Here is a 26,067-nt window from a genome sequence, read left to right as displayed (position 1 = left end):
AGAATTATCATTTCATTCACAAAATCACTACCTACAAACAGGAGAACGATTTCTCGACATGATCAAACTGCGCTTGAAGCGATTCGGTAAAAAGCGGGAAGCAAGTTACCGCATTATTGCTATTAACGACCTATCTCGCCGTGATGGTCGTCCCCTAGAAGAACTAGGATTCTACAACCCCAGAACCGATGAAGTCAGACTAGACATTCCCGGCATCGTCAAGCGACTACAGCAAGGCGCTCAACCCACCGACACTGTACGTCGCATCCTTGTAAAAGCTAATGTTTTTGAACAGGTCAGTGCAACAGCCGCATCATAAACTTGAGATGAAATCACTAACAACCAGTCCTAACTATGTTGGGCTGGTTAAGTTTCTAGTACAACCGTTTTTAGAATCTCCAGAGTCTTTAAGCGTCGATTGTGAAATATCTGAAAACCTGAAACGGGCTTGGATTCGCATCGCCTTTGAAGCCACAGACAAAGGAAAAGTCTTTGGTCGCGGAGGACGCAATATTCAGGCGATTCGCACAGTAATCTCCGCCGCCGCAGAACTGGCAGGGCAATCAGTATACCTGGACATCTACGGCAGCAGTTCCCAAAGTCGAGATGGTATGTCTTTTGATGAAGAACAGGAAGAAAGAATACCACCACCAAAATCGAGAGAAAGAAGTGGAAACATTCCCATGCCTGTTGCTAAACCCCGTTCTCGCTTGGTCTAAACTGGGAAATTTGAGAGAACTCAACCCGTAATCAGTTGTGGGAAAGATTGAGACAGGTAGCAACAAGATAGTCAAATCTTTTCGGAATCTTTCGTTACTATGACGGAATTATCAGTAAAGTATAGACATCTGTTGCTGGCCTATTCTCAGAATCAATAGAATTTTATCTTTAGGGAACTCCAAAAAATAAATTATTCAATTTCGGCTAATCAAAACGACTTTTCCTCCCCCTGCACCCTGCACCCTGCCCGAAAACCGATGGTATATTTTTTTAATTGATACACTGCATATTGCAGGTAAATGAAGTCCAAAATATATTCACAAAGCCAAGCGGTAAGAGGGTTTAATTGCTGACACTATTTTACTAATACAAGCTTGATGACATAAACTCACCGTCAAACCCAGGTACCAAAAGACTTTGAAGGCTGTTAATAGTTAAGAATTCTCTACTATAACTATTTTCAAACAAGTAATTTTTAAATCATATTTCAGGTTAAAATATATTCAATTCTTATAAAAATTTAAAAAAATATTTTGTTGGCTTCTTTAGGAAAATACGAACTTTGTCAAAAACGGCTTCTCACCTAATTGCTAAAAAACTATGGCAGGTGCTTTAACAATTCAGCTGCCTAATATTCCTAGTGCGATCGCACTAGCAGGATATGGGGAAGCAAATCTCAAATTCCTATCTCAACAAACAGGAGCCAGCTTAGTTTTACGTGGACAGGAACTACTGATTGCTGGGACAGACAAGCAAGTTGAACTAGCGGCGCAATTAGTGCGATCGCTCGAAAGTCTCTGGAGTAAAGGTAATAATATCTCAACTGCTGACATTTTAACAGCCCGTCAAGCTATAGAGAGCGATCGCCAAGGTGAACTACAAGACCTACAGCGAGACATCCTTTCCAAAACTCGCCGGGGTCAAGAAATTCGCGCCAAAACCTTTCGTCAGCGACAATACATCGAATCCATCCGCAAACGAGACCTCACCTTTGGTATTGGACCAGCTGGAACTGGTAAAACCTATCTCGCCGTTGTTGTCGCCGTCCAAGAACTCCTCTCTAATCAGTTTGAACGCATAATTTTAACCCGTCCAGCCGTCGAAGCCGGTGAAAAACTTGGATTTCTACCCGGAGATTTGCAGCAAAAAGTCGATCCCTATCTCCGCCCCCTTTATGATGCTATTCATGAATTTATCGACCCCGAAAAAGTCCCTAATTTGATAGAACGCGGTGTAATTGAAGTTGCACCCCTCGCCTATATGCGGGGGCGGACTTTGAGTAACGCCTTTGTAATTGTTGATGAAGCCCAAAATACCACACCCGCGCAGATGAAAATGGTTTTGACTCGCTTGGGTTTTGGTTCTCGCATGGTAATTACAGGTGACATCACCCAAACCGATTTACCAATTAACCAACAATCAGGTCTATCTATAGCTTTACAAATTCTTAAACACGTTGAAGGCATTGCCTTCTGCGAATTTACCCAGAAAGATGTCGTGCGTCATCCTCTAGTACAGCGCATTGTTGCTGCCTATGAACAGTACGACAAATAGTCAATTAGTCAGATAATTTTGGATTTTAGATTTTAGATTGATCCCATAAATACGTGGGCTTCTAACATCAATAAATCATTAGTTATTAGTCATTAATCATTACTAAAAAAAACAGCTTATGAATACCACTTTGAGAGAATTTATAGAAGATTGCCAAAACTTAGGTAATGTCAGGCTCATTGTCACCAGCAGCGCCACTGTTTTAGAAGCAAGATGTAAGATTGAAAAACTATTTTATGCCGAATTGCTCAAAGGCAAATATGCAAATATGCACACAGATGACTTTGAATTTCACCTGAATATGGACAAAATTACTCAAGTGAAATTTGAAACAGGTGAAGCAAAAAGAGGCAACTTTACAACTTATGCAATTCGGCTTTTAGATGAAAAACAAGAACCTGCATTAAGCATATTTCTACAATGGGGCAAACCCGGAGAATATGAACCAGGTCAAGTAGAATTTTGGCAAGCTTTAAAAGAAAAGTATGGAGAAGTTTGGCAACCTTTACCAATTGAGACGCTGTAATTTAATACCTAAATTCCTCTCGTTCCCAGTCTCTGACTGGGAATGCAATTAGGAGGCTCTGCCTCCCTTAAAAATATCAATTGACACCAATCATCAACGCTAAATCTTCCTAAAATCTAATATTAGTATGTTTATTAAAATAAGTTTTAGCTTTTTTTTAATGCTTTTACTCCTACTAGGAAATAGCGAAGCTCAAGCCGGAGAATTAGCAGAAAGATTAGCAAATTTTCCTCAATGGGAAAAATTAACTTCAGTTAAACCAGCCGAGGGGGATTTAGTATATCCTGATTGGATGGCTGGAAATTGGCAAGTTACCAGTACTTTAGTAGATTTAGCCGCACCTTTAGCACCAGATATCATCACACCTGGGTTTGAAGGAAATCGTCGCCAACTAAATCAACCTATCAGTTTTTTAGTGAGATTTATAAAAGTTAAACCGCAAGTTTCAGGTTCAAAACTTATCCCCAAAACAGATAGTAAAAATCAAATATTAGTAGCTGATAGAGTATTTAACAGCTTAAATTTATCAAGAGCTTATTTAGGAAATGATGCTATTTTAGCAGTCAAAATAGATCCACAATCACCGAATCGTCAAATTACCTTCTTACGTGGCGAACGTCAATTAGTTTCTATTGTCACTGCACGCGCTACAGAAACATCACCTAATCAGTTTATCACCACAGAAGTATTTCAACAATTATTTAAAGGTGGTTCTCGTCCCTATTTTAATTCTGTAGAATCTACTACTGCTTACCACAAACTTTCAAAATCTCATCCATCTATTGAAGCAGATCAAGTTACTGCTGTCTACCTTTCTCCGCAAGATCCAGATTATTTTACAGCTGGTTCTCGACCGGTTGCTCTTTATCGTTATCGACTCGATTTTTTGTCCCCAGCACAGCAAAATATGTCTCAAGAATGATTTAATCGTTTACAGCTTGACTCTTTTGTAGCATAACTGTAGTATAAAGTTTATCAGCTAATGGTCATGCTTTATAATATTGTTAATCATGGCGAATTTTCGAGATATTATCAATTATTTTCGTCCTTACTGGAAGTTGAGTATTTTCAGCATTACCGCATCCAGTCTTTACGAAATTATTGATTTAGTTGTACCTTATGCGATTGGACAAATATTAAATGTTTTGTCTAATCAACCCTTAGACAAACCAGTACAAGAAGCAATTTTTACCCTTGCAAATATCACAAATTATCCAGTTAATAAATCTCTATCGCTGGCTTTATTACTAGGTTTAATATTTTTGGTTACCGTAGTTAGAGCGCCCACACAGCCTTGGTTAACTCTTTGGTTTCACTGGGATATAGCCTTAAGAGCGCGTCGAGATAAAACCCAAACAGCCATAGCCAAAATTCTCACACTTCCACTAGAATTTTATGATGAAAATAACCCCGGACGTATAGCAGGAAGAATAGCTAGAGGTCTTGCTAACCACACCTGGGGTTATCCTGAAATTGCCGGTCAATTTATTCCTAAATTATTGCGTGTATTGGGAATATTTGTATTTATTGCCTTTATAGAATGGCGAATTGCAGCTTTATTTCTGATTTCTTTTATACTTATCCTCAGCTTTAGCTTGAAGCAATTGCAGCAGCTAATTGGCTGCGAAATGGGATTAGATAAATATATGGAGAACACAGAAAGCCGCACATCAGAAATTGTCACAAACATCAAAACAGTTAAAGCATTTGCAACAGAAGCAAAGGAACTTGAGCGACAAAAACAACGTTTGCATCGAGAATTAAAAGTAGTTGATTACCGACTTCACAAAGGTTATGTGAAACTGGCAACTTTGCAAAAGACTGTGATTCAGTTTTGTGTGTTTATGATTTTGGGTCTAACTCTAGTCGCTACACTAAACGGTAAAATTTCTCTTGGTCATTTTGTAATGACTTTAACTCTTTCTAGCATGGCATATTCTGAGTTAGAACCCATCAGCAATCTAGCCGAATCTTTTGCTCGTCGCTATTCTGCTATGATGCGGTTTCATGAATTTCTGCAAACACCATCAGGAGTAGATTCAGATGGACTTATATCAGAAGAAATTTCGACAAAAATTCCTTATGAATTTACTGGCAAATTAGAATTCTCTCACATTAGTTTTGGATATGATAGCAACCGTCAAGTTTTGCAAGATATAAATCTCTTGATTGAGCCATATCAAACAGTAGCCTTAGTGGGAATATCTGGATCTGGTAAATCTACTTTAGTAAAGTTGCTTTTGCGCTATTTTGAACCGCAAACAGGGCAAATTTTGATTGATGGTGAAGACATTCGCACCTTAGATGTAGGTAATTATAGACGTAGATTAGCGATCGTTCACCAAGAAGTAGATGTTTTTAACGGTACTATCTTAGATAACCTCAAATATGGTCGGCCAAATGCAACCTTTGAGCAAGTACAGGAAGCTTGTCGAATTGCCAAAGTTGACGAAGTAGTTCAGCACCTACCCCAAGGTTATTACACAGTTGTGGGTGAAAGAGGTGTGAGGTTATCAGGTGGACAAAGACAGCGCTTAGGAATTGCTAGGGCGTTATTGGTAGAACCGGACATACTGATTTTTGATGAAGCTACCTCTAGCCTAGATTACGAGTCTGAGCGTTCCATTCAATTAGCCATGCGTTCAATTCAAGGAACTCGTACCACAATTATCATCGCCCACCGTCTCACCACAGTCAGAGAAGCCGATAAAATCGTGGTTCTAGACCAAGGAAGAATTGCCGAAGTAGGTAGCCACGCTGAGTTATTGCGCCAAGAAGGCATTTACCACCGCTTACACTCCCTGCAAGAAACAGGAGATATCATCGTTTAACCACTCGAAACCCATTATTTACAAGCTTTCTAGTTTTTAAAGAAAAAAATTGTTTTTAGCCCTTGCCAAACCAGAGAACTAGTGATATTATTGTAAAACGTGGGACAGAACGGGTCGATGTCCGAGTGGTTAATGGAGACGGACTGTAAATCCGTTGGTTTACGCCTACGCTGGTTCAAATCCAGCTCGGCCCACCACTTCTAGAGATGTGAGTTACAATAGCTGAGTGTCGAGTAAACTTCTCAGCTTTGTAACTTATATTTCAAAAATCAAGTCTAATTTTGCCCGTGTGGCTCAGTGGTAGAGCACACCCTTGGTAAGGGTGAGGTCACGAGTTCAATCCTCGTCACGGGCTTTTTGAAATCATAGAAAAATCAATAATTTCAGCCATTTGCATAAGTTGGCTGTACTTTAGCATTGTATCACATACAGCAGGAGTCAGGAGTCAGGAGTCAGGAGTCAGAAGTAAAACTGGCTTGGTGTATAGGTTTCAATCTAGATTCTGTACCTCATTGATCTGCAATCTGCTGTATCTAACAATTATATGTAATCAGGTATTTTAAGGTACAGATAGTCGTACAATTCATAAGGTTTCATTATGATTGTTCCTCTATGGCTGCCAACACAACAGATTTAGAAAAGCGTTTATGGGATGCTGCTGATGAACTCAGGGCAAATTCTAAACTTAAATCTTCTGAATATTCTGTACCAGTATTAGGCTTGATTTTTCTGCGTTATGCTGATTGGAAATTTACCAAAATTGAGCAGGAATTAAAAAGCAAAGGAAGCAGTAGAAGAAAAATTAATAAAGGTGATTATCATGATAAAGGTGTCATGTATTTACCCGAAGAGGCAAGATTTTCTTATTTACTCAATTTACCTGAAGATGAAAATTTTGGTAAAAAGATAAATGATGCCATGAAGGCAATAGAAAAAGAAAATAAAGATTTAGAAGGGGCTTTACCTAATAGCTATACTAATTTAGATAATGAATTATTAGTTGAATTATTAAAAAAGTTTAATAAAATTGATTTTGGTGCAGATTTAGAAGGGGATGCTTTCGGGAAGATTTATGAATACTTCCTTGGTAAATTTGCCATGAGTGAAGGGCAAAAAGGTGGAGAATTCTTTACACCTACTTCTATAGTTAAATTAATTGTGGAAATAATAGAACCATATTACGGGCGTATATATGACCCTGCGTGCGGTTCTGGGGGTATGTTTGTTCAAAGTGCGAAATTTATAGAAAGACATAAAAAGAATCCTAGTAAAGAAATTAGTATTTATGGTCAGGAGAAAGTAGAAGAAACTGTAAATTTATGTCAGATGAATTTAGCAGTACATGGACTTTCAGGAAATATAAAACAAGGTAATACTTATTATGGAATTAATCATGCAGATATAGATTATATTAACTATTTTGATTTTGTGATGGCAAATCCACCATTTAATGTTGATAAGGTGGATAAGGAAAAAATGAAAGGTGATATCCGCTTTCAAGAGTTGGGATTACCCAAAACAGATAATGCTAACTATATCTGGATTAATTTATTTTATAGTAATTTAAATGAAACAGGCAGAGCCGGATTTGTCATGGCTAACTCTGCTAGTGATGCGAGAAGTTCTGAGTTAGAAATTCGCAAAAAATTAATCCAATTAGGTGTAGTAGATGTCATGGTTGCTGTAGGTTCTAATTTCTTCTACACCGTGACTTTACCTTGTACTTTATGGTTTTTTGATAGGGGGAAAAGAGATACAATTCGTAAGAATAAGATTTTGTTTCTTGATGCTAGACATATTTTTACACAAATTGATAGAGCGCATCGAGAATTTACATCAGCACAGATAGAGTTTATCGCTAATATTGTCAGGTTATATAGAGGTGAAGCAGTAGAAACAAATCATGAAGACGTAGGGATAATTCATGAATTATCTCTACAAGAGAAATTCCCAGAAGGTAAATATATTGATGTTGCTGGGTTGTGTAAGGTTGCAACTATTAATGAGATAGAAGCACAAGGTTGGAGTTTAAACCCTGGTCGTTATGTGGGAGTTGCGGAGAAGGTTGTGGAGGATTTTGATTTTGCGGAAAGGTTGGAGGAGTTGAATGAGGAGTTGGAAGTTTTGAATGTGGAAGCGCGGGAGTTGGAAGAAAGGATTGCGGAAAGTGTCAGGTTTTTGTTAGAACAGAGTTAAATAGAGAAATGCAACAGGATTAAGTTATGAACGCTTACAAAACATATATCACTATTGATGATACCAAACAGATAATTTTATCTGATTTACCATTTACACCTGGACAAAGATTAGAGGTGATTATTTTAACTGAAGATAGCAAAGGAGAAGTAAACGTTGATAGTCAAGATGAGAAGCGGAAACAGTTTTTGTTAGCAGCTAATAAAGCTTATGCTGAGTTAAGAAATAACCCGGAATTATGGCAAGATGAGTTAGCAGAACGGGAATTATGGGAGCAAACTTTAAATGATGGTTTGGAGGAATTTTGAGTAATATTTCACGGGGTGACATTTGGTTTGTAGACCTTAACCCAGTTAGAGGACATGAACAAGCTGGAAAAAGACCTTGTTTAATTATATCTGTAGATTTGTTTAATCAAAGTCCATCAGGTTTGGTTGTAGTTTTACCCATTACCTCTAAATATAAGGGTATACCGTTTCATGTAGAAGTTAATCCACCTGAAGGAGGTTTAAGTTTACAAAGTTTTATTAAGTGTGAAGATGTGCGTTCAATTTCTGTGGAAAGATTGACTAATAAATTAGGTGTAGTTTCTGAGCAAATATTGGCAGAAGTTGAAGAAAGATTAAGAATTCTGATGGGTTTGTAAAAAGCAACAATTTATGAAAATTAACTTGAATCCAGAAACGGAACAACTGATTAATTCTCTGCTTGCTACGGGTAGATATAAAGATGTTGATGATATTATTAATAAGGCTTTTATGTTGTTAATTAATAGAGAAAGAAGACTGGAAGAATTACGACAAAAAATAGACGTTGGACTTGCGGAACTTTAAAGAGGGGAAGGTTTAGATGGTGAAACTGTTGTGATGGAAATTTTAGAAAAATTTAGAAAAGCACGGGAAGGTAACAATGTTGAATTTGGAAGCTAGAGAGTTATAAGAAAGAATTTCCGACAATGTAAATCTATTATTAGATAATATTTAATTATGAAGAAAAAAACATTAACACAAACAATTAAAATAAAAGACTTAGGAAAAGTTATTACAGGTACAACACCACCGACAGCTAATAAAGCTTATTTTGATGGGAAATATCTTTTTATTAAGCCATCTGATATTTCCGAAGACCAAAGATATCTTTTTGAAACCGAAATAACTTTATCAGATGCAGGTTATGAATATCAAGCAATTAAGGCATTGCCTAAAAATTCCATTTGCGTTGTTTGTATTGGCACAATTGGTAAAAAGATGTGCCTCACAAGTCAAGAGTGTTTTACTAATCAGCAAATAAATAGTATTGTAGTTAATCATTCTAAATATGATCAACTTTATGTATATTATTTGATTAGAAATTACCTTCCTCATCTAAAACAATTAAATGCTGGTTCTACATCTGGTCGTGAAAATGTAAACAAAAGTAGTTTTGAAAATATTGAAATACAAGTTCATGAACTAAAAATACAACAAAAAATCGCCTCTATCCTCTCCAACTACGACGACTTAATCGAAAACAACACAAGACGCATCAAAATATTAGAAGAAATGGCGCAAACTCTCTACAATGAGTGGTTTGTAAAATTCCGCTTTCCTGGTCATGAACAGGTAAGAATGGTTGAGTCTGAGTTAGGTTTAATTCCTGAAGGGTGGGAGGTTAAAGAGTTAGGAGATATTGCTCAAGAAGTTAGAAGAGGAATTAATCCTGATACTGTTGACCCTGAAACACCTTATTTTGGTTTAGAACATCTACCAAGAAAATCAATTGCTTTATCTGAGTGGGGAAAAGCAGGAGAAGTACAAAGTACAAAATTAGTGTTTTATAAAGGTGAAATACTTTTTGGTAAAATTAGACCTTATTTTCATAAAGTAGGTGTAGCACCTATTGATGGAATTTGTTCTTCAGATACTATAGTTATTAATCCAAAAATCTCACAATACTTTTCAATTGTTCTTAGTTGTGTTTCTAGTGAAGATTTTATTAATCATACAACACAAACATCACAAGGAACAAAAATGCCTAGAGCTAATTGGGATATTTTAACTAAATATCCTCTTGTAATTCCATCATCTTCTATACTTGAACAATTTAATAATTTTATAGAAAATGCTGTTCAGCAAATACAGATTTTAATATTTAAAAACAAAAACCTCCAAAAAACCCGCGACTTACTCCTCCCCAAACTTATCTCAGGAGAAATAGACGTTGAAAAACTAGAAATAGACACAGAAAAAATTGCAGCATAAAACAAAATAAAAATGGAACAACATCAATATATTGTTTTCATTGATAACCAACCATAATATTAGTCGGTTTTAATCGACTTCAACTATGAGACTGAGAATTTCTTCTCAGGCGTTAATTGATACTCATGAGCAAATGATGTGAAATTGCAATCATCACAATAAATAGACATCTCCGGTAAATATTGTAGAGACGTTCCATGGAACGTCTCTACAAGGGCTTTAGGTTACGTATATTTAATTTCCGGAGATGTCTAATACCATCAATTCTATCTCAATTAGCATCATCAACCGCCCCGTTTCGCATCATTAACCGCCGAGGAATTAATTCCCCGTCTCATAGCACAAGTCGGTTAAAACCGACTGAAAAAAATCATCGGTAAATATAATTTATCATCATAATTTATCATCCTGTAAATCCTCAAATCCTGGACATCCTGATTCTGACAATAATACAATGTGTTGGGTATCGTTCCTCAACCCAACCTACAACTGATTCTGACAATAAAAAATAGTGCATAATAAATACAGAACCATGTGTAAATACACCAGCATTTATGCGCTATCCTCACCCCGACTCAGAACAAGCATTAGAAAACGCCACCATTAAGTTATTCTCAGAATTAGGCTGGAATACCGCTAACTGCTACGATGAAAAAATAGGCATAAATGGCACATTAGGGAGAGAAATAAGGGATGAGGTAGTGTTATTTTCTAAACTGCGTACAGCCTTAACCACAATTAACCCAGACTTACCACAGGAAGCGGTAGAATTAGCAATAGAAGAACTTACCCGCAGTCGTAGTACATTAAGTTTAGAAAATGCCAATAAAGAAATTTACCAACTATTAAAAACTGGGGTAAAAGTCAGCTTTAAAGATGCTAACCATGAAGAAATAAAAGAAACGGTAAAAGTTATTGACTGGAACACACCCAGCAATAATGATTTCTTCCTAGCTTCTCAATTTTGGATAACAGGTGATATTTATAAAAGACGCGCTGACTTAATAGGTTTTATTAATGGTTTACCTTTAGTATTTATTGAACTCAAAGCCAACCATAAACGTTTAGAATTAGCTTATAAAAATAATTTACAAGACTATAAACGGACAATTCCTCAACTTTTCTGGTACAACGCTGTAATTATTCTTTCTAATGGTAGCAAAAGCCGTATTGGTAGTTTAACCGCTTCATGGGAACACTACAGCGAATGGAAAAAAATCAATGATGAAGGTGAAGAAGGGATAATTTCTTTAGATACTATCATCAAAGGAACTTGTGATCAAACACGGTTGTTAGATTTGATAGAAAACTTTATCTTTTTCTACACTGCAAAAGGTAAATTAGTTAAGATAGTCGCTAAAAATCATCAGTTTTTAGGTGTCAATAGTGCTATAGAAGCAGTTAAAGATATTAAAAATAATCAAGGTAAATTAGGAGTATTTTGGCATACCCAAGGAAGCGGAAAAAGCTATTCAATGGTTTTTTTATCACAAAAAATACTCCGTAAATTAGTTGGTAACTGGACATTTTTAATAGTTACAGATAGAGAAGATCTAGACCAGCAAATATATAAAAATTTTGCTTATTCTGGAGTAGTTACAGAACCAGAAAAGGAAGTAAGAGCTAAAAATGCTGAACATTTAAAACAATTACTCAAAGAAGATCACCGCTATATATTCACATTAATTCAAAAATTCCGTACAGAAAAAGGTGAAACATACCCTTTATTATCTGACCGTTCAGACATTATCGTCATTGCTGATGAAGCTCACCGTAGCCAATATGATATATATGCTTTAAATATGAGAAAAGCTTTACCAAAAGCGGCATTTATTGGCTTTACAGGTACACCATTAATGGCAGGAGAAGAAAAAACTAGAGAAGAATTTGGTAATTATATTAGTATTTATAACTTCCGTCAATCAGTAGAAGATAACGCCACAGTTCCGCTATTTTATGAAAATCGTATTCCTGAACTGCAATTAAAAAATGATGAGTTAAATGAAGATGTCTATCGCATTATTGATAATGCCATGTTAGACGAAGAAGAAGAACAGAATTTAGAAAGACAATGCGCTAGACAATATCAACTTATTACCAGAAATGACCGTTTAGAAGTAATAGCGGCTGATATCGTCACTCATTTTTTAAATAGAGGCTACAAAGGTAAAGCAATGGTAGTTTCTATTGATAGATTTACTGCTGTAAAAATGTATAACAAAGTCCAGGATTATTGGCAACAACATTTAACCAAACTTAAAACAGAATTAGCAACATCAAATATTAGTGAATTTGAACAGAAGCGACTTTCTAAACAAATTCGCTATATGGAAGAAACAGACATGGCGGTAATAATTTCTCAATCTCAAGGTGAAATAGAAGCATTTCAGAAAAAACAATTAGATATCACCTCTCACCGTCAAAGAATGGTGAAGGAGTCACCAGCACTAGATGAGAAATTTAAAGATGTTGATAACCCATTAAGAATAGTATTTGTTTGTGCAATGTGGATAACAGGTTTTGATGTTCCTAGCTGTTCCACTATCTATTTAGATAAACCCATGTATAACCATACGCTCATGCAAACTATAGCTAGAGCAAACCGTGTTTTTAAAGATAAAAATAACGGTTTAATAGTTGATTATATCGGTGTATTTAGAGATTTACAAGAAGCATTATCTATTTATGGTTCTGCTGCCGGTGGTGGTATTCAAGAGGGAGATACACCTGTTAAAAACAAATCAGCTTTAGTGGGACAATTAAGAACAGCAATAACGGAAGCTTTGGTATTTTGTCAAGATAAAGGAATTGACTTTACCCAGTTAGAAAATATCCAAGATGCTTTTTTAAATACTAAATTCTGGGATGAATCTGTAGAAGCAATATTAGTAAATGATGATGCTAAACGCAATTATTTTTCTATTGTTAACAATGTCACTAAGCTTTATAACGCTATTTTACCTGATATCTCTGCTGGTGAATTTACCAAAAGTCAAGCCTTATTAACAAGGTTAGCTGATACAATTAGGTTAGAAGTTCCAGATATAGATGTATCTGATGTTGTAGAACAGGTAGAAGAATTACTAGATGATTCTATCATGGCTGGACAATTTATCATCTCTAATCATCCTAGCCAATTAGTAAATCTCAATGATTTAGATTTTGACGCATTACAAGCACAGTTTAATACTGGTTATCAGCGGACAGTAGCAGAGAAACTTAAGGGGAATATTAACAGCCAATTACAAAAGATGGTGCAGTTAAATAGAACCCGGATTAACTATCTAGATAAATTTCAGAAAATGATAGATGAGTATAATGCTGGTTCTAGAAATGTGGAATGGTTCTTTAATGAGTTGATTAACTTTGCTCAAGATTTAAAGACAGAAGATAAAAGAGCAATAGTGAATAAATTAACTGAAGATGAATTAGCCATTTTTGATTTATTAACTAAACCAGAAATTAACCTCACCAAAGCAGAAGAATTAGAAGTAAAGCAAGTAGCTAGAGAATTATTAGAAACATTAAAAAAAGAAAAGCTAGTTTTAGACTGGAGAAAACGCCAGCAAACTAGAGCAGGTGTAGAGGTGACAATTAAAGATATTCTCGATAAATTACCTCAAAGTTACTCAACAGAGGTATATGAGCAAAAATGTTTAGAAATTTATCAGCATATCTATGAGTCTTATTCAGGAAAGGGAAGTAGTATTTACGAGATAGAAAAGCTGTAATACTAGCCGAAAATACCAGATTTAAGGTTGATGACTACGGCGAATTTCTGTAATTTGATCTGCTACATCCAGTATAGATGTAGGTATTTCCGTTCCAGTGAGAATAAGATCAACATGGGGAGGGCGTTTTGTCAGAAACTCTAAAACCTCTGCTTCTGGAATTAAGCCAAACTTAATAGCTAAACTTAATTCATCTAAAACAACCAGAGAATACTTACCTTCAGACACCACTTTTTGTGTATACTGCCACAACTGCTGTAAGGCTTCGGTTTCCGTTTCCTCTAGCTGTGGTGTATCAATGCAGCGCGGTAAATCACAGCGAAACCAATCTAAATGTTGACCCATTTGTATAGGTCTTTCCGCTCCTTGACGAATACCGCCTTTGAGAAATTGAACTATTAAAACTGGTGTACCTTGACCAGCAATTCTCAGTGCTTGCGCCATAACAGTCGTAAAAAAATTACGCTGAGAGGAAGTGAAAACTTGCACTAGTCCTTGAACTGAATATGGTAGGCTGAGAGTCGAATTGATACTTGAGGGTTCTAGCTGGGCAACCATAGAGATAAGGTGAAAAAGTCACAATACATTAAATAGCTTTTTCTGTGAATAGTAATAGCAAGTTTACGCTGTATGATTAATCTATTTTGTACAGATTGAGTGTATTTTTACGATTGGCATTCTTTTAGTCAATCACTAGATTTATTCTGAAGTCAAGAGCAATTTTAATTAAGATTTTGTTTTTTTAGATGAAAGTAGTTGTAAAAATAACAACAATCAGTTGCCTCTGTCCATCCATTAAACCACTGAATTGATGGACTGAGAATCATGAAAATCTTGGATTTATCATTTGATTTTGGCAAACAAGAGTTAAAAAGTCAGAATTTTGAGATTAAGAGGAGTAAATTGTTGTGAAATTAGTGATTTTAGGAGGTTCAGGATCTGGAAAAAGCACTCAAGCAGAAAGGCTCTGCAAATACTTTGATGTTCCTTTGATTTCCACAGGTGAGATTTTACGGGAAGCGATATCTAACGAAAAATCGGGTAATGGCTACAATACACTGAATGAGTTAGGCAGCCTCACCCAGCCATACGTAGAAAAAGGGGAATTAGTCCCAGACGAGATCATGATTGAATTTATCAAAGTTCGCCTCAACCAGGAGGATGTAAATCGTGGCTGGATATTAGAGGGTTATCCTAGAACAGCCTTCCAAGCTGAAGAATTAGATTTTTTGTTAGACAGTTTAGAACAGAAACTAAATTGGGCAATTTATCTGCAAGTAGCAGAGGCAGTAATGGTTAGCCGATCTTTAGGGCGATCGCTCCCAGATGATCAACCAGAGATTGTGCAGCGCCGGGTAGAGTTATTCTACGATCGCACTGTCCCTATTTTAGAATATTATGACCGTCGTCGCCGTCTGTTAACTATTAATGGTGACCATTCCCCAGAACAGGTACAGCACAATATTCTGACTTTACTTGGGTGACAGTAGGAGGCAGGGAGCAGGGAGCAGGGGGAGAAAATTAACCCTTCTATCCTTCTATCAATACTTTTGCCTAACTGCATCTAGCCCTTCTTCTTCACTGTCACCTGTCACCTGTCAACTGTCACCTTCTTCCCCAATACCCCATTCTCCTGCGGTAATCTAAAAGCATCCCAAATTTTGAGGCAACTCCAATGACTTGGCAGCGTCCAGACGGTCGAAAACCCTACGAACTTCGCCCTCATAGTTTTTTACCCGGTTTCACTCGCTTTACTCCCGGTTCTGTTTTGGCTAAAAGCGGAGATACTCAAGTACTCTGTACTGTCAGCGTTACTGAGGGAGTGCCGAAGTTTTTAAAAGGAACTGGTAAAGGTTGGTTAACTGCTGAATATCGGATGTTACCATCTGCCACTCAACAAAGGCATGAAAGGGAATTTATGAAATTATCGGGAAGGACACAAGAAATTCAACGTTTAATTGGCCGCAGTTTAAGAGCAGCTTTGGATTTTGATATTTTGGGAGAACGGACATTGACTGTAGATGCTGACGTGTTACAAGCAGATGCTGGAACCAGGACAACAGCAATTACAGGCAGTTTTGTGGCTTTAGCTCAAGCAATTTCTAAATTATTACAAGATGGAGTATTAGAGCGCTCGCCCTTGTGTGGACAAGTGGCAGCAGTTTCTGTGGGTTTATTGCAAGAAGAGCCATTTTTGGATCTTAACTACATTGAAGACGTAGCCGCAACTGTAGATTTTAACGTGGTCATGAACCACACACTTGGCATCATTGAAGTTCAGGGAACAGCAGAAGAAGGTAGCTTTAGCCGTACCCAGTTAAATCAATTGCTGGATTTCTCAGAAAAAGGCATTCAGGAATTATTAATTGCTCAACGGGATGCAATTGCTGATTGGGATACCTTATTTGTAAGAAATTAGGAGTAATGTTTCCAGTCCATGTTTAGTTGTGATGAATATTAACTGAATAAGAAAATTCAATATTAATTGGCGGTAAAGTTGCAACCAAAAAGAAATTTAGAGCAATTGTGGATTGTTCGCTGTTTTGCCACAGTCCTCCTATTTGGTCAAATCTGCCTGCATTTACTTCAAGGAAAAACTTACTACCGGAAAATTTTAGAGCATATGGTGACGGCAGGCCCAGCTTCCCTCTCACCAGTTCTGCTAGTCAGTGGTTTTGCTGGGATGATTTTCACCATTCAAACGGCAAGAGAATTAGTCAGATTTGGTGCTGTAGAGAGTGTCGGTGGTGCTTTTGCTTTAGCCTTTTGTCGAGAATTAGCGCCAATTTTGACTGCTAGTATCATTGCTGGACAAGTTGGTTCAGCTTTTGCGGCAGAAATAGGTGCAATGCGGGTCACAGAGCAGATTGACGCGCTGTATATGCTCAAAACTGATCCCATTGATTATCTTGTACTACCAAGAGTTATTGCTTGCTGTTTGATGATGCCCTTAATGATGATATTCGCTTTATTAATGGGTATCACTGGTGGAGCTTTTGCGGCCTCACAATTTTATCAGGTGGTTCCAGAGACGTTTTTAGAGTCAGTCAGAGATTTTTTATTGCCTTCAGATGTGTTGATTGTTTTGCTCAAAGGGTTAATTTTTGGGGCTATAGTTGCTGTTAATGGCTGTAGTTGGGGATTAACTACTAAAGGTGGAGCTAAAGAAGTAGGAGAATCTGCTACAACAGCAGTTGTGACTACTTGGGTAGCAATTTTTATTATGGATTTTGTACTGGCGTTGCTACTGTTTGAGCAGCCTATACTTTGAATTTCATCAAAGGCTTTTATTAACACGTTTGATCAATGATTGGATCTCTTTTGCTTTATCTGTATCTCCCATCTGACGATAAAGTGTTTCTGCCTGATGATAAGCCTTAATACACTCCAATTGTGTATCTCGCTGTAGTCCTAGCATCATAGCTAAACTTTCCCAAGCAGCTGGGTTGGTTGGATCTTGATTCACCTGTGAACGCAATTCTTGTAGCGTTTCTTGTTTCTTTGCTTTGCTAGAAAATAACGTGCCAAAGACTTGTTTCGCCAATTTACGACCAGCTTCTAGTTCTTGATTAATTTCCTCTTCACTGGGGATATAAACAGCTTCTGCTCTTTCGTTTATGGGAATGGCTTCATTACCCAATCCCACAAAGGAGCGCATTTTTTCAGCAAGTTCTCGATGATGTTTCAGCGCGATCGCTTTTTTGCGTCGATTTGATTCATAAGAACTTTGGCTAAGAGTGATTTGCTGACCAGATTTCAGCACAACATACAACTCGCTACATTCAAAAGACTGAAAATCCGAATCGTAGTCCTGTTCAACTTGGATAGCTTGAATCTGACTGAAGTCAAATATACGTTTTTGGTGTTTTCCCAATAAATTAGTTTTGATTTGCAGTAGGTGTTTGGTAGTTTGATCAAATGTCCAGATGATGAAGCATGGAGAATAAAGTATATAAATGAATATGATAAAAATAACAGGTATGCCCCACATCAAAACATGAAATAGCATATTAGCAAGCTGTACAAGATGTGTAAAAACATGAAAACTATTCAAAATAATATGGCAGCCGAAACCAATCCCGCAAACCCAGACGGCTACAGCTATTGTGTTGACAAACCACTTTTCCTTAGCAGTTTTAATTACAGTTGATTGGGCAATATTTCCACGCTGAAAAGTTAACTCCAAGGGGCTATCATGAACAAGTTGCAGTTCTAACTCATGTTCTGCACAAGGTTGACGTACACGCATATTCAGTTCAGTATGTTACATTTTTATGGTATATTTACTTAATAATACTCTTGAAAATCAAATATTAGTCCTATATATCTAAAGCGATTTATTAAGTATTGATTCGTTACGTTCCCCCTACAGGGAGCTTTATTCTTCAAGCTATCCTCTGCGATGATTATTGGCGGTTAGTACAACTGACTACTGACAAATAACCATGAATGGTGATAAAGAACCTCTAGGTTGATTATTTCCCAATTAACTGGATGATGTTAAAAGTTTCAAAAGTTAAAAAGGGAAACTGTCAGAAGTTCGGTATTGTATTGCTGGAAGCCGGTTATGTAATGATGAAGCCATGAACAAAACGGTTGAAGTTCTACCGGATCAACCAGCGCTGGTTGCACGGGCGCTAGATTTGATCTTATCGAAATTGGAAACGGCTATTCAGCAACGGGGACAATTTACTATTGCCTTATCTGGTGGTAGCACACCTAAGCCCTTGTATGAAGCGATAGGTAATCAAAAGTTGACTTGGGATAAAATTCATGTGTTCTGGGGAGATGAGCGTTATGTCGTACCAGATCATCCTGATAGCAATGAACTGATGGCACGTCGCGCTTGGCTAGATCGTGTTCCTATTCCAGCAGCAAACATTCATGCTGTACCAACTTTATCAGCCAATCCTGCCGTAGATGCTGCTAAATATGAACGGCATTTGCAAGAATTTTTCCATTCTGTACCAGGAAAGTTCCCTGCATTGGATGTAGTTTTATTGGGAATGGGTGATGATGCCCATACTGCATCATTGTTTCCCCATACAGAAGCGCTTAAAGTATGCGATCGCTTGATTACTGTAGGTAATAAAGACAGTAGTCAGCGCATTACCTTCACTTACCCATTCATTAACGCTGCTCGTAGTGTGATTTTCTTAGCTGCTGGTGCTAATAAAAGACCTGCTTTAGCCCAAGTCTTCGCATCCGAAGCTGATGATTTCGCTTATCCATCTCGCTTAATTAAACCCCAAGGAGAACTTGTGTGGCTGCTGGATGCAGCAGCTGGTTTGGAACTGAAACCTTAAAACCTTAAATCAGTCAACAGTGAAGAAACTGATAACTGACTTTTGCTTGCTAGTACTATATTTTACGATGACCTTGACAAAGGCTTAAATCCATGATCGTCTGCCCGAATTGCAATCATCCCAACCCAGACGGCGCTGTTCAGTGTGAAGCTTGCTATACACCCTTGCCAGCGACTACTAATTGCCCTAGCTGTGGGGCAACAGTGCAGGCAGATGCTGCTTTCTGTGGTCAGTGTGGCTATAACCTACACTCAAACGCTGCAATGGTAGCCACAGCAGTAGCACCAACCGTTGCTCCTGACATCCCTGTGGAAGTACCACCATTGGTTACACCTGACCCGATGTTAGAACTTTTACAACCTGACGCTTTGGGACTCAACACTCCTGCTAATTCTACCCTTCCACTTACAGTAGTTTCAGTAGCGCCCGAACCAATACCAACACCCCCACTACCGCCTGTCACACCACCAGTTGTGGCAGAAATTACCCCCCCACTACCGCCTGTCACACCACCAGTTGTGGCAGAAATTACCCCCCCACTACCGCCTGTCACACCACCTCCACCTATAGCTGTAGTTCCTGAGCCGGTTGTTTTCATACCACCAGCACCTGAGCCAGAACCAGTTGTTGTGGTTCAATCCGCACCGGAACCGGAACCAGTACTACAAACAGTGACTGCATCGAGAACTCAATTACAGCAAGTTGTGGCGCGGCTATTTCATGTCCAAAGTAATCAGGAAATTGAATTGCCGCAAAATCTCTCTGTGGTGCATATTGGTAAGCCTAATGACCGGATTCCTCCCGATATCGATGTAGCTGGATTTCCAAGTTCCGAAATTGTCTCGCGGATTCATGCAGATATTCGCGTTGAGGGAGACGCTCATTATATTGAAGATGTGGGTAGTTCCAACGGCACTTACATTAATAATTTGCCGCTATTACCAGGGAACAGACACCGCTTACGTCCAGGCGATCGCATCAGTCTGGGTAAAGGAGATTTGGTAACGTTCTTATTTCAACTTTCTTAGACAAATAATTCGTAATTCTTAGTTTGTAATTGGTAATTAATAATGAATAATTACCAATTACGAATTCATAATTAGGAACCTAACCAATGAGGAAACCAAAAGATTTTGAACCTTTTCTGACTCAAGAAGCCCCCGCAGAAGTTGAACGCATGGGGTTAAATTGGCTGATAGGCGCAGCGATCGCTACTGTATTTTTGTGGCAATTACCAAACGGCGATTATATTTTATACCCATTTACTATTTTAGCCACTTGGTTTCACGAAATGGGTCACGGCTTGATGGCGTTGATGTTAGGGGGAAATTTTCAGAAGTTGGAAATTTTTAGTAATGGTTCTGGTGTGGCTACTTATACTATGCGCTCTACATTGGCTCCGATTGGGCCTGCAATGGTAGCTGCGGCAGGGCCAATGGGTCCACCTATCGCCGGTGCTGCTTTGATTCTCGCTTCCCGCAGTTTTAAAGCAGCTTCTTTGAGTTTGAAGATTTTAGGGGGTTTTTTACTGCTGTCTACATTAGTTTGGGTGCGTTCTTGGTTTGGGTTGATTGCAATTCCGGTACTGGGTGTCATTATTCTGGGAATTGCTTTGAAGGCTCCCCGTTGGGTTCAGGGTTTTGCAATTCAATTTTTAGGTGTGCAAGCTTGCGTGAGTACCTATCACCAATTAAATTATCTATTTAGCTATAGTGCTGGTTCTTTGGGGCTTTCTGATACGGCTCAAATGCAGCGGTATTTGTTTTTACCTTATTGGTTTTGGGGTGGTTTGATGGCTGTGGCTTCTTTGGTGATTTTAGTTCAAAGTCTACGGGTTGCCTATCGTTCTTAGGGATTTCCTACAAAAAAATACGGATTAAATGAACCGCAAAGACGCAAAGAGCGCGAAGTAAAGAAAGAAGGAAGAAGATAGCTAATCTTTCAGTGTTGTTAGTGATAGGACTAAGTTTGGATTTCTTCAATCAATTTAATAATTTGTCGGTAGTTTTTTATTTTTCCTTCTTGATAATAAAGGTTAGCTGATTTGCGGAAGTCGTCAATAGCATTTTGCTTATCTCCCAAATGTCGGCGAATATTTGCCCGCATTAGATAAGCGGAAGCTGAAGACGGTTGGAGTTTTAAGGCTTGATTTAAGTCTCTTAGCGCTGCTTTTGAGTTTCCTAACCAAAAATGGCTCCGACCCCGGTTAAACCAGTCCTGAGCTACCTGAGAATTGATGATTATTGCCTGGTTGTAATCGGCTATTGCTTTTTTATAGTCTTGTAGGGCATAGTAGGCATTAGCGCGATCGCTATAAAATCTGGCTAATTGGGGATTTAACCTTAATGCTTCAGTATAATCTTGGATTGCGCCTACGAAGTCTTTTAAGGCATAGCGGCTCAAACCCCGGTTGTAATAAGCTGTGACTAAATCAGGATTTTGTGCTAATGCTTGGTTATAGTCTGTAATTGCTCCTTGTTCATCTCCTTCCTGCCACCGAGCGTTACCCCGATTGCAGTAAGCTTGGGGAAAATGCGGTTCAATTTTGATTGCTTGGTTATAGTCTGCAATTGCTGCGGAAAAATCCTCTAAAGCTTGATAAGTAATAGCTCTTCCATAATAAGCAGCTGCTAAATTTGAATTTATCTGTAATGCCTGATTATAATCTTTAATTGCGCCTGGATAGTCTCCTAGAGAAAATCGAGCCGTAGCGCGATCGCAATATCCTGTGGCTAAAGTAGGATTAAGTTGTATTTGTCGATTGCTATCTTCAATTGCACCTTGATAGTCTCCCAATCGCTGACGCGCATTAGCCCGAAAGCCGTAAACTACATCTAGGGTAGGATTTTCTTGTAATGCTTGGTTAAAGTCTTGAATTGCTGCTTCATCATCTCCCAAAGTACTACGCAGCAAACCCCGCTGGTAGTATGCTTGAACATCATCAGGATTGAGTTTAATAGCTTGGTTAAAGTCTTGCATGGCTTTGTCATATTTGGCCAGATGACAAAAAAGCAAAGCTCGGTTGTAGTAAGCTTCCGCAAAATTGGGTTTTAAATGTATTGCTTGGTTATAATCTGCGATTGCACCCTGATATTCTTGAAGAGCGTAACGGCTATTACCACGATTATGATAAGCTTCGGCAAAGTTGGGATTTAGGGCTATTGCTTGATTATAATCTGCGATCGCTTCTGTATATTGACCGATACTATGGTAAATATTACCCCGATTGCTATAAGCTGCGGCAAAATTAGGATAATACTCCAAAGCTTTGTTGATATCTGCAATAGCTTCCTGATAACACCCGCGATTAAAATTAGCTAACCCCCGGCCATGAAAAGCCTTAGCAATATCGAAATAGAGATTCGGCTCCAATTGAATACTATTATCTATTGCTTGCTGATAATCTGCGATCGCTTTTTCATATTCTTCTAAAACCAAGTAAACATTTCCCCTTTCTTCGTAAGCTTTAGCTAGAATGGGTTCTAACTCTATTGCTTGGTTAAATAGCGCAATAGCTCCTTGAAAATCCCCCCCTAACTTTTTCTTTAATCCCTGATTTATCAACTCTTCAGCATTCATGTAATTTTTTGTGATTAATACCAATTTTCTATGAAGATGCACCTAATTATTTTGGAACATAGCGAATTATCTTGAGAAAATCTCTGCGTACCTTTGCGCTAACCTCCGCGTACCTTTGCGTTGAAAAAAGCTGAATTTTGAATTATTTAAGTAGCATAGCAACGGACAAGGCGGTTAGGACATCTACTAATGCTACAACTTAGACACCAAGAGACTTTTAGCACTGTCACCTGTCACTTCCTGTCACCTGCTATAGCAACTTCTAATCGCCCACTCTTCAATTCTAAAACACAATCAACGCCTTGCAGATGATTTAACATCAACTCATCTCTTTGTTGCCAAACTGCAAAGATTTTTTCTCTACCATCTGTTAATGATTCTAAATCAATTTGATAAACATTATTTACCTGTTTCAGTCGCAAACCCAATAAATTTAATATGCGGTTAATGATCTTAATTCCAGAAACAACTTCGTTCCCTCTCACCAAATCAATACCCAACGCTCTTTTAATATGTTTACTGTTCTGAACAGCAACATTTTTTAACCAAATTAAATCAGCATCACTTTCACTAAATACTCTTTCTGGTTCCAAAAACTGGAGCATTCCTAAAGCTATCATAGCCTCAACTTTCAGAGTATAAGTCCTTAAATCTGGCAGAAAAACTTTACCCTCACCCCAAGATAATTGCTGATACCATTCTTGCTCATCTCTGACATGAAAATATTCACTTTCATGAGTTAGATAATAGTGAATTAGCAATTGTCCATAATATCCTTTATCATCTTGCAACTTCAACAGCGGAGTAACTTCAACTCCATACCTTTGTCTGAGGATATATTTATTAATTTCTTGACGTTCGATTTCACTCAAAGAATGCTTAATTAATAGTTGTTCATATTCCACATAATCAATATCTTTAGCATTAGCAACAGCAGTTGCAGCGAATAATTGATTGTGGATTTTAATATCTTGAATTTTGCGTTTAATGTCTTTAGCTTTCTGGCGACTTTGCGCCCAATCTTTCTGCACTTTCACAATTTGTAAAATTAACCGTTTTCGGGTTTCTATATCACTAGAATCCGTGGCATAAAATGCCAAACGTAAATCCCGAAGAATATTATTTTGAACTGCATTACTCCGCATCTGGATGTGATGCCCATCTGTAATTAAACCATCTTGCATCGATTGACGATAAAGACGAATAGAAGCATTTACTCTAGCAGATAATTTAGCCCAAGTTCTTAAATGAATGGGGTCATAAACCAAAGGTAAATCAACATCTATTTTATGTAAATGACTCAGCAAAGCCAAATTTTCTTTTTGATTTTCCTGATACCAATAAGATAACAACCGATAATTTGTACTCCCGCTACCAATTAAGCCAATACCGCGTTTAGCACACCAAACAACTCGCGGTACATCATCCCGGACTCTAGCTAAAGCTTGTCGTGCTTCTGAGTCAGGAATTACCCCTTGAAAAATGCCATAAACCCGGTCAAAATGTTGGACATCAATACTAATTCCTGTCCCCAAACTAGGAGTAACAAAAACGGTTTCATAATCGGTTATTTTTTGATTAATAGCGCCTATAAAATCAACCGCTGCATGACCTGGTGTATTAGTAGTATGGCTACTAACTACCAATGTATTAGGAAATTCTTTTCTTAATTTCTGTAATCTTTGCCTTAAGTAACCTTCAATAGTTTCACAACTGTAACGTCCAGTCCGACTATCCGTAGTCACATAACATTTACGTCCAGCAATTAAATCCAATTCTAGTTGATGAATTAAAGGTGTTGGGTTAGGAGAATCATAAAAAGTCACATCCCAACCTTGCTGAGGTTTCCATTCATTGACAACCACCCAAGGAGTTAATTTTATTCCTGATAATCCTTGTAAATATTCTAGAGAAACATCTGATAAATCTGCATCTTGGGCAATTACTAAACCCCCAGTTGTTAAAACTGTAGAAATCAGTTCTTGGAATAATTTAAGAATTCTTACCCGCTTTTGTTTACAAGTATTACTGTTGAGTAAATGCCATAAAGATTGTTCTACTTCATCTAAAATAATTATTGCACCTTGCCAATCTTCTGGCTTCAGTTTCCAAATAGAATCAATACATAAACCGAAAGATTGAGTAATTGGTAGTTCAGGCTCATTTTCCACAAACCATTCTGTTTTATTTATTCCCCAATTAATCCCAATTTTTTCACACAAAAACCGCCCTAAAAGGATTCTGTGAGTAATTAATAAAACTGGTTGATTACGATTTTTGGCTTTAGTAACAACAGCTTGCAATCCTGTGGTTTTACCTGTGCCTTTAGCTGATTTAACTCCCACCAAACCAGAGGTAGGAAAAGGTAGTTCACCTAAATAGGGAACATTCACAGTTAGTGCAGCCGGAATTGTTAAATCTGTGTGGGGTTTGGTTTGGGCAAGATAAATTTCTAAATCAACACTTTGGCGATAAACTTTATCGAAACTGGTTGCACCTTTGGCGACGATAAACTCATCAACACCTTTTTCTTTTCCTGGTAGTTCAACAACTTTTACAGGACAGTTTTCTTGTTGAAATAAACAACCAAGTTGGGAAATAGCATTATTAACAGCAGCAATTTTTTTAGCTTGAATTTCAAAATCAAAACAAATATAAAAATTACGTTTAGTTTTAGCGAATATAGCTAAATCAGGTATTAATTGACGACGAGTAACTTTGCCAAATTCATCTTTAATAACTCGATAACCGCTGGTAATTCCCGGAATAGCAATAGCAGCATATCCTTGTGTTAATAATGCGGCTGCTTTTTTCACACCTTCGCAAATAATGATCGCAATGTTAGATTCCATTATCCATTGCCAAAAACCGACGGCTTCGCCATCTTCAGTAATGCTAATATTGTCAGGCATGGCAATTTGATAACGTTGGGAAACTTGCTGCCAAATTTGCAATGTCACCCGCAAACAAAATACCCGCGTTGGTGTGCTGGGGGGATGTTCATATTTAATAGATTTGCCATTTTGATTTTGTCGGGGTTGACTGGGTTTAAAGCATCCCCATTCCATCATTTGCCAATTGTTAAGAGGATCTCGTCCAGAACACCACCAACCACCTTCTGTAATGTGGCTGTAACGCTGTAACCAGCCGTTTTTTATCATGCCAGTATTGGTGCGGGGCAGTTGGTCGGAGATCAGCAGATATTCATAGGCATTCACGCCTTGAAGCGATTTGAAATTTAGTTGGGCTATGTGTAAAGAAATACCATTAACCTTGACTAATTCTTCAAGGTGTTGGGGGTGTAAATAATGCAGATGCATGGGCAGAAGCGCTAGGGGAAGACAACGAAATTAAAACCTTAACACGCATCTGCTAATTTTCTAT

General features: G+C 37.8%; 22 protein-coding genes and 2 tRNA genes. 20 read left to right on the top strand and 4 right to left on the bottom strand.

Going from position 1 to position 26,067, the window contains the following annotated elements; genetic code table 11:
* Nucleotides 1-58: 58 nt before the first annotated feature.
* The 14 genes from rpsP to H6G68_RS13980 all read left to right on the top strand — a co-directional run bounded on the left by rpsP (nucleotide 59) and on the right by H6G68_RS13980 (nucleotide 13,798).
* Nucleotides 59-319 (top strand): 30S ribosomal protein S16, encoded by a 261-nt coding sequence (gene rpsP, locus H6G68_RS14045; protein ID WP_190907218.1) that lies wholly within the window; start codon nucleotides 59-61, stop codon nucleotides 317-319.
* Nucleotides 320-326: 7 nt separating this feature from the next.
* Entirely contained in the window at nucleotides 327-719 is a 393-nt protein-coding gene (locus H6G68_RS14040) for a KH domain-containing protein (protein ID WP_127054853.1), read from the top strand.
* Between the two features lie 601 nt (nucleotides 720-1,320).
* Entirely contained in the window at nucleotides 1,321-2,274 is a 954-nt protein-coding gene (locus H6G68_RS14035) for a PhoH family protein (RefSeq protein ID WP_190907199.1), read from the top strand.
* 118 nt (nucleotides 2,275-2,392) lie between these two features.
* On the top strand, nucleotides 2,393-2,800 hold the full coding sequence (locus H6G68_RS14030) for a ChuX/HutX family heme-like substrate-binding protein (protein ID WP_190907198.1): 408 nt from the start codon (nucleotides 2,393-2,395) through the stop codon (nucleotides 2,798-2,800).
* Nucleotides 2,801-2,927: 127 nt separating this feature from the next.
* The gene (locus H6G68_RS14025) at nucleotides 2,928-3,722 is read left to right on the top strand and encodes a DUF6816 family protein (protein ID WP_190907197.1); all 795 of its coding nucleotides are present in this window, start codon (nucleotides 2,928-2,930) and stop codon (nucleotides 3,720-3,722) included.
* Nucleotides 3,723-3,810: 88 nt separating this feature from the next.
* Nucleotides 3,811-5,631: an ABC transporter ATP-binding protein gene (locus H6G68_RS14020; RefSeq protein WP_190907196.1), complete on the top strand. Its 1,821-nt coding sequence runs from the start codon at nucleotides 3,811-3,813 to the stop codon at nucleotides 5,629-5,631.
* 111 nt (nucleotides 5,632-5,742) lie between these two features.
* Nucleotides 5,743-5,828, top strand: a tRNA-Tyr gene (locus H6G68_RS14015).
* Between the two features lie 86 nt (nucleotides 5,829-5,914).
* Nucleotides 5,915-5,986: transfer RNA gene (locus tag H6G68_RS14010), tRNA-Thr, on the top strand.
* 257 nt (nucleotides 5,987-6,243) lie between these two features.
* A complete protein-coding gene (locus H6G68_RS14005; RefSeq protein WP_190907195.1) occupies nucleotides 6,244-7,827 on the top strand; it encodes a type I restriction-modification system subunit M in 1,584 nt (527 codons plus the stop codon).
* Nucleotides 7,828-7,853: 26 nt separating this feature from the next.
* Complete coding sequence (locus H6G68_RS14000) at nucleotides 7,854-8,135, top strand: hypothetical protein (RefSeq protein ID WP_190907219.1); 282 nt, start codon at nucleotides 7,854-7,856, stop codon at nucleotides 8,133-8,135.
* The gene (locus H6G68_RS13995; RefSeq protein ID WP_190907194.1) at nucleotides 8,132-8,473 is read left to right on the top strand and encodes a type II toxin-antitoxin system PemK/MazF family toxin; all 342 of its coding nucleotides are present in this window, start codon (nucleotides 8,132-8,134) and stop codon (nucleotides 8,471-8,473) included. Before H6G68_RS14000 ends, H6G68_RS13995 begins: the two co-directional genes overlap by 4 nt.
* A gap of 13 nt (nucleotides 8,474-8,486) precedes the next feature.
* Nucleotides 8,487-8,660 (top strand): ribbon-helix-helix domain-containing protein, encoded by a 174-nt coding sequence (locus H6G68_RS27210; protein ID WP_242045259.1) that lies wholly within the window; start codon nucleotides 8,487-8,489, stop codon nucleotides 8,658-8,660.
* Nucleotides 8,661-8,813: 153 nt separating this feature from the next.
* A complete protein-coding gene (locus H6G68_RS13985) occupies nucleotides 8,814-10,067 on the top strand; it encodes a restriction endonuclease subunit S (RefSeq protein ID WP_190907193.1) in 1,254 nt (417 codons plus the stop codon).
* A 554-nt stretch (nucleotides 10,068-10,621) separates the two neighbouring features.
* Entirely contained in the window at nucleotides 10,622-13,798 is a 3,177-nt protein-coding gene (locus H6G68_RS13980; RefSeq protein ID WP_190907192.1) for a type I restriction endonuclease subunit R, read from the top strand.
* Nucleotides 13,799-13,819: 21 nt separating this feature from the next.
* On the opposite strand, the gene H6G68_RS13975 is transcribed toward H6G68_RS13980, so the two are convergent.
* Nucleotides 13,820-14,356, bottom strand: coding sequence for a P-loop NTPase family protein (locus H6G68_RS13975; RefSeq protein WP_190907191.1), 537 nt, complete (start codon nucleotides 14,354-14,356; stop codon nucleotides 13,820-13,822).
* A 350-nt stretch (nucleotides 14,357-14,706) separates the two neighbouring features.
* Between H6G68_RS13975 and H6G68_RS13970 the strand changes: the two genes are divergently transcribed.
* The 3 genes from H6G68_RS13970 to H6G68_RS13960 all read left to right on the top strand — a co-directional run bounded on the left by H6G68_RS13970 (nucleotide 14,707) and on the right by H6G68_RS13960 (nucleotide 17,069).
* Entirely contained in the window at nucleotides 14,707-15,282 is a 576-nt protein-coding gene (locus H6G68_RS13970; RefSeq protein ID WP_190907190.1) for a nucleoside monophosphate kinase, read from the top strand.
* A 191-nt stretch (nucleotides 15,283-15,473) separates the two neighbouring features.
* Nucleotides 15,474-16,217, top strand: coding sequence for a ribonuclease PH (rph, locus tag H6G68_RS13965; protein ID WP_190907189.1), 744 nt, complete (start codon nucleotides 15,474-15,476; stop codon nucleotides 16,215-16,217).
* Nucleotides 16,218-16,295: 78 nt separating this feature from the next.
* Nucleotides 16,296-17,069, top strand: a complete 774-nt coding sequence (locus tag H6G68_RS13960) for an MlaE family lipid ABC transporter permease subunit (protein ID WP_190907188.1) — start codon at nucleotides 16,296-16,298, stop codon at nucleotides 17,067-17,069.
* A 6-nt stretch (nucleotides 17,070-17,075) separates the two neighbouring features.
* On the opposite strand, the gene H6G68_RS13955 is transcribed toward H6G68_RS13960, so the two are convergent.
* The gene (locus H6G68_RS13955) at nucleotides 17,076-18,047 is read right to left on the bottom strand and encodes a tetratricopeptide repeat protein (protein ID WP_190907187.1); all 972 of its coding nucleotides are present in this window, start codon (nucleotides 18,045-18,047) and stop codon (nucleotides 17,076-17,078) included.
* Nucleotides 18,048-18,381: 334 nt separating this feature from the next.
* On the opposite strand from H6G68_RS13955, the gene pgl reads away from it, so the two are divergent.
* The 3 genes from pgl to H6G68_RS13940 all read left to right on the top strand — a co-directional run bounded on the left by pgl (nucleotide 18,382) and on the right by H6G68_RS13940 (nucleotide 20,956).
* Nucleotides 18,382-19,104 carry a 6-phosphogluconolactonase gene (pgl, locus tag H6G68_RS13950; RefSeq protein ID WP_190907186.1) on the top strand — a complete coding sequence of 241 codons (723 nt, stop codon included), beginning with the start codon at nucleotides 18,382-18,384 and terminating at the stop codon, nucleotides 19,102-19,104.
* Between the two features lie 92 nt (nucleotides 19,105-19,196).
* Complete coding sequence (locus tag H6G68_RS13945; protein ID WP_190907185.1) at nucleotides 19,197-20,132, top strand: FHA domain-containing protein; 936 nt, start codon at nucleotides 19,197-19,199, stop codon at nucleotides 20,130-20,132.
* Between the two features lie 86 nt (nucleotides 20,133-20,218).
* A complete protein-coding gene (locus H6G68_RS13940; protein WP_190907184.1) occupies nucleotides 20,219-20,956 on the top strand; it encodes a M50 family metallopeptidase in 738 nt (245 codons plus the stop codon).
* Nucleotides 20,957-21,066: 110 nt separating this feature from the next.
* Here the strand turns inward: H6G68_RS13940 and H6G68_RS13935 are convergent, their stop codons facing one another.
* Nucleotides 21,067-22,683 carry a tetratricopeptide repeat protein gene (locus tag H6G68_RS13935; protein WP_190907183.1) on the bottom strand — a complete coding sequence of 539 codons (1,617 nt, stop codon included), beginning with the start codon at nucleotides 22,681-22,683 and terminating at the stop codon, nucleotides 21,067-21,069.
* Nucleotides 22,684-22,916: 233 nt separating this feature from the next.
* Nucleotides 22,917-26,003, bottom strand: coding sequence for a plasmid replication protein, CyRepA1 family (locus H6G68_RS13930; RefSeq protein WP_190907182.1), 3,087 nt, complete (start codon nucleotides 26,001-26,003; stop codon nucleotides 22,917-22,919).
* Between the last annotated feature and the right edge of the window lie 64 nt (nucleotides 26,004-26,067).

The organism is Anabaena catenula FACHB-362, from assembly GCF_014698735.1.
Classification (GTDB): Bacteria; Cyanobacteriota; Cyanobacteriia; order Cyanobacteriales; family Nostocaceae; genus Anabaena; species Anabaena variabilis_A.
The sequence above is the reverse complement of the archived record's forward strand: the minus strand, read 5'-3'. Positions and strand labels throughout refer to the sequence as shown.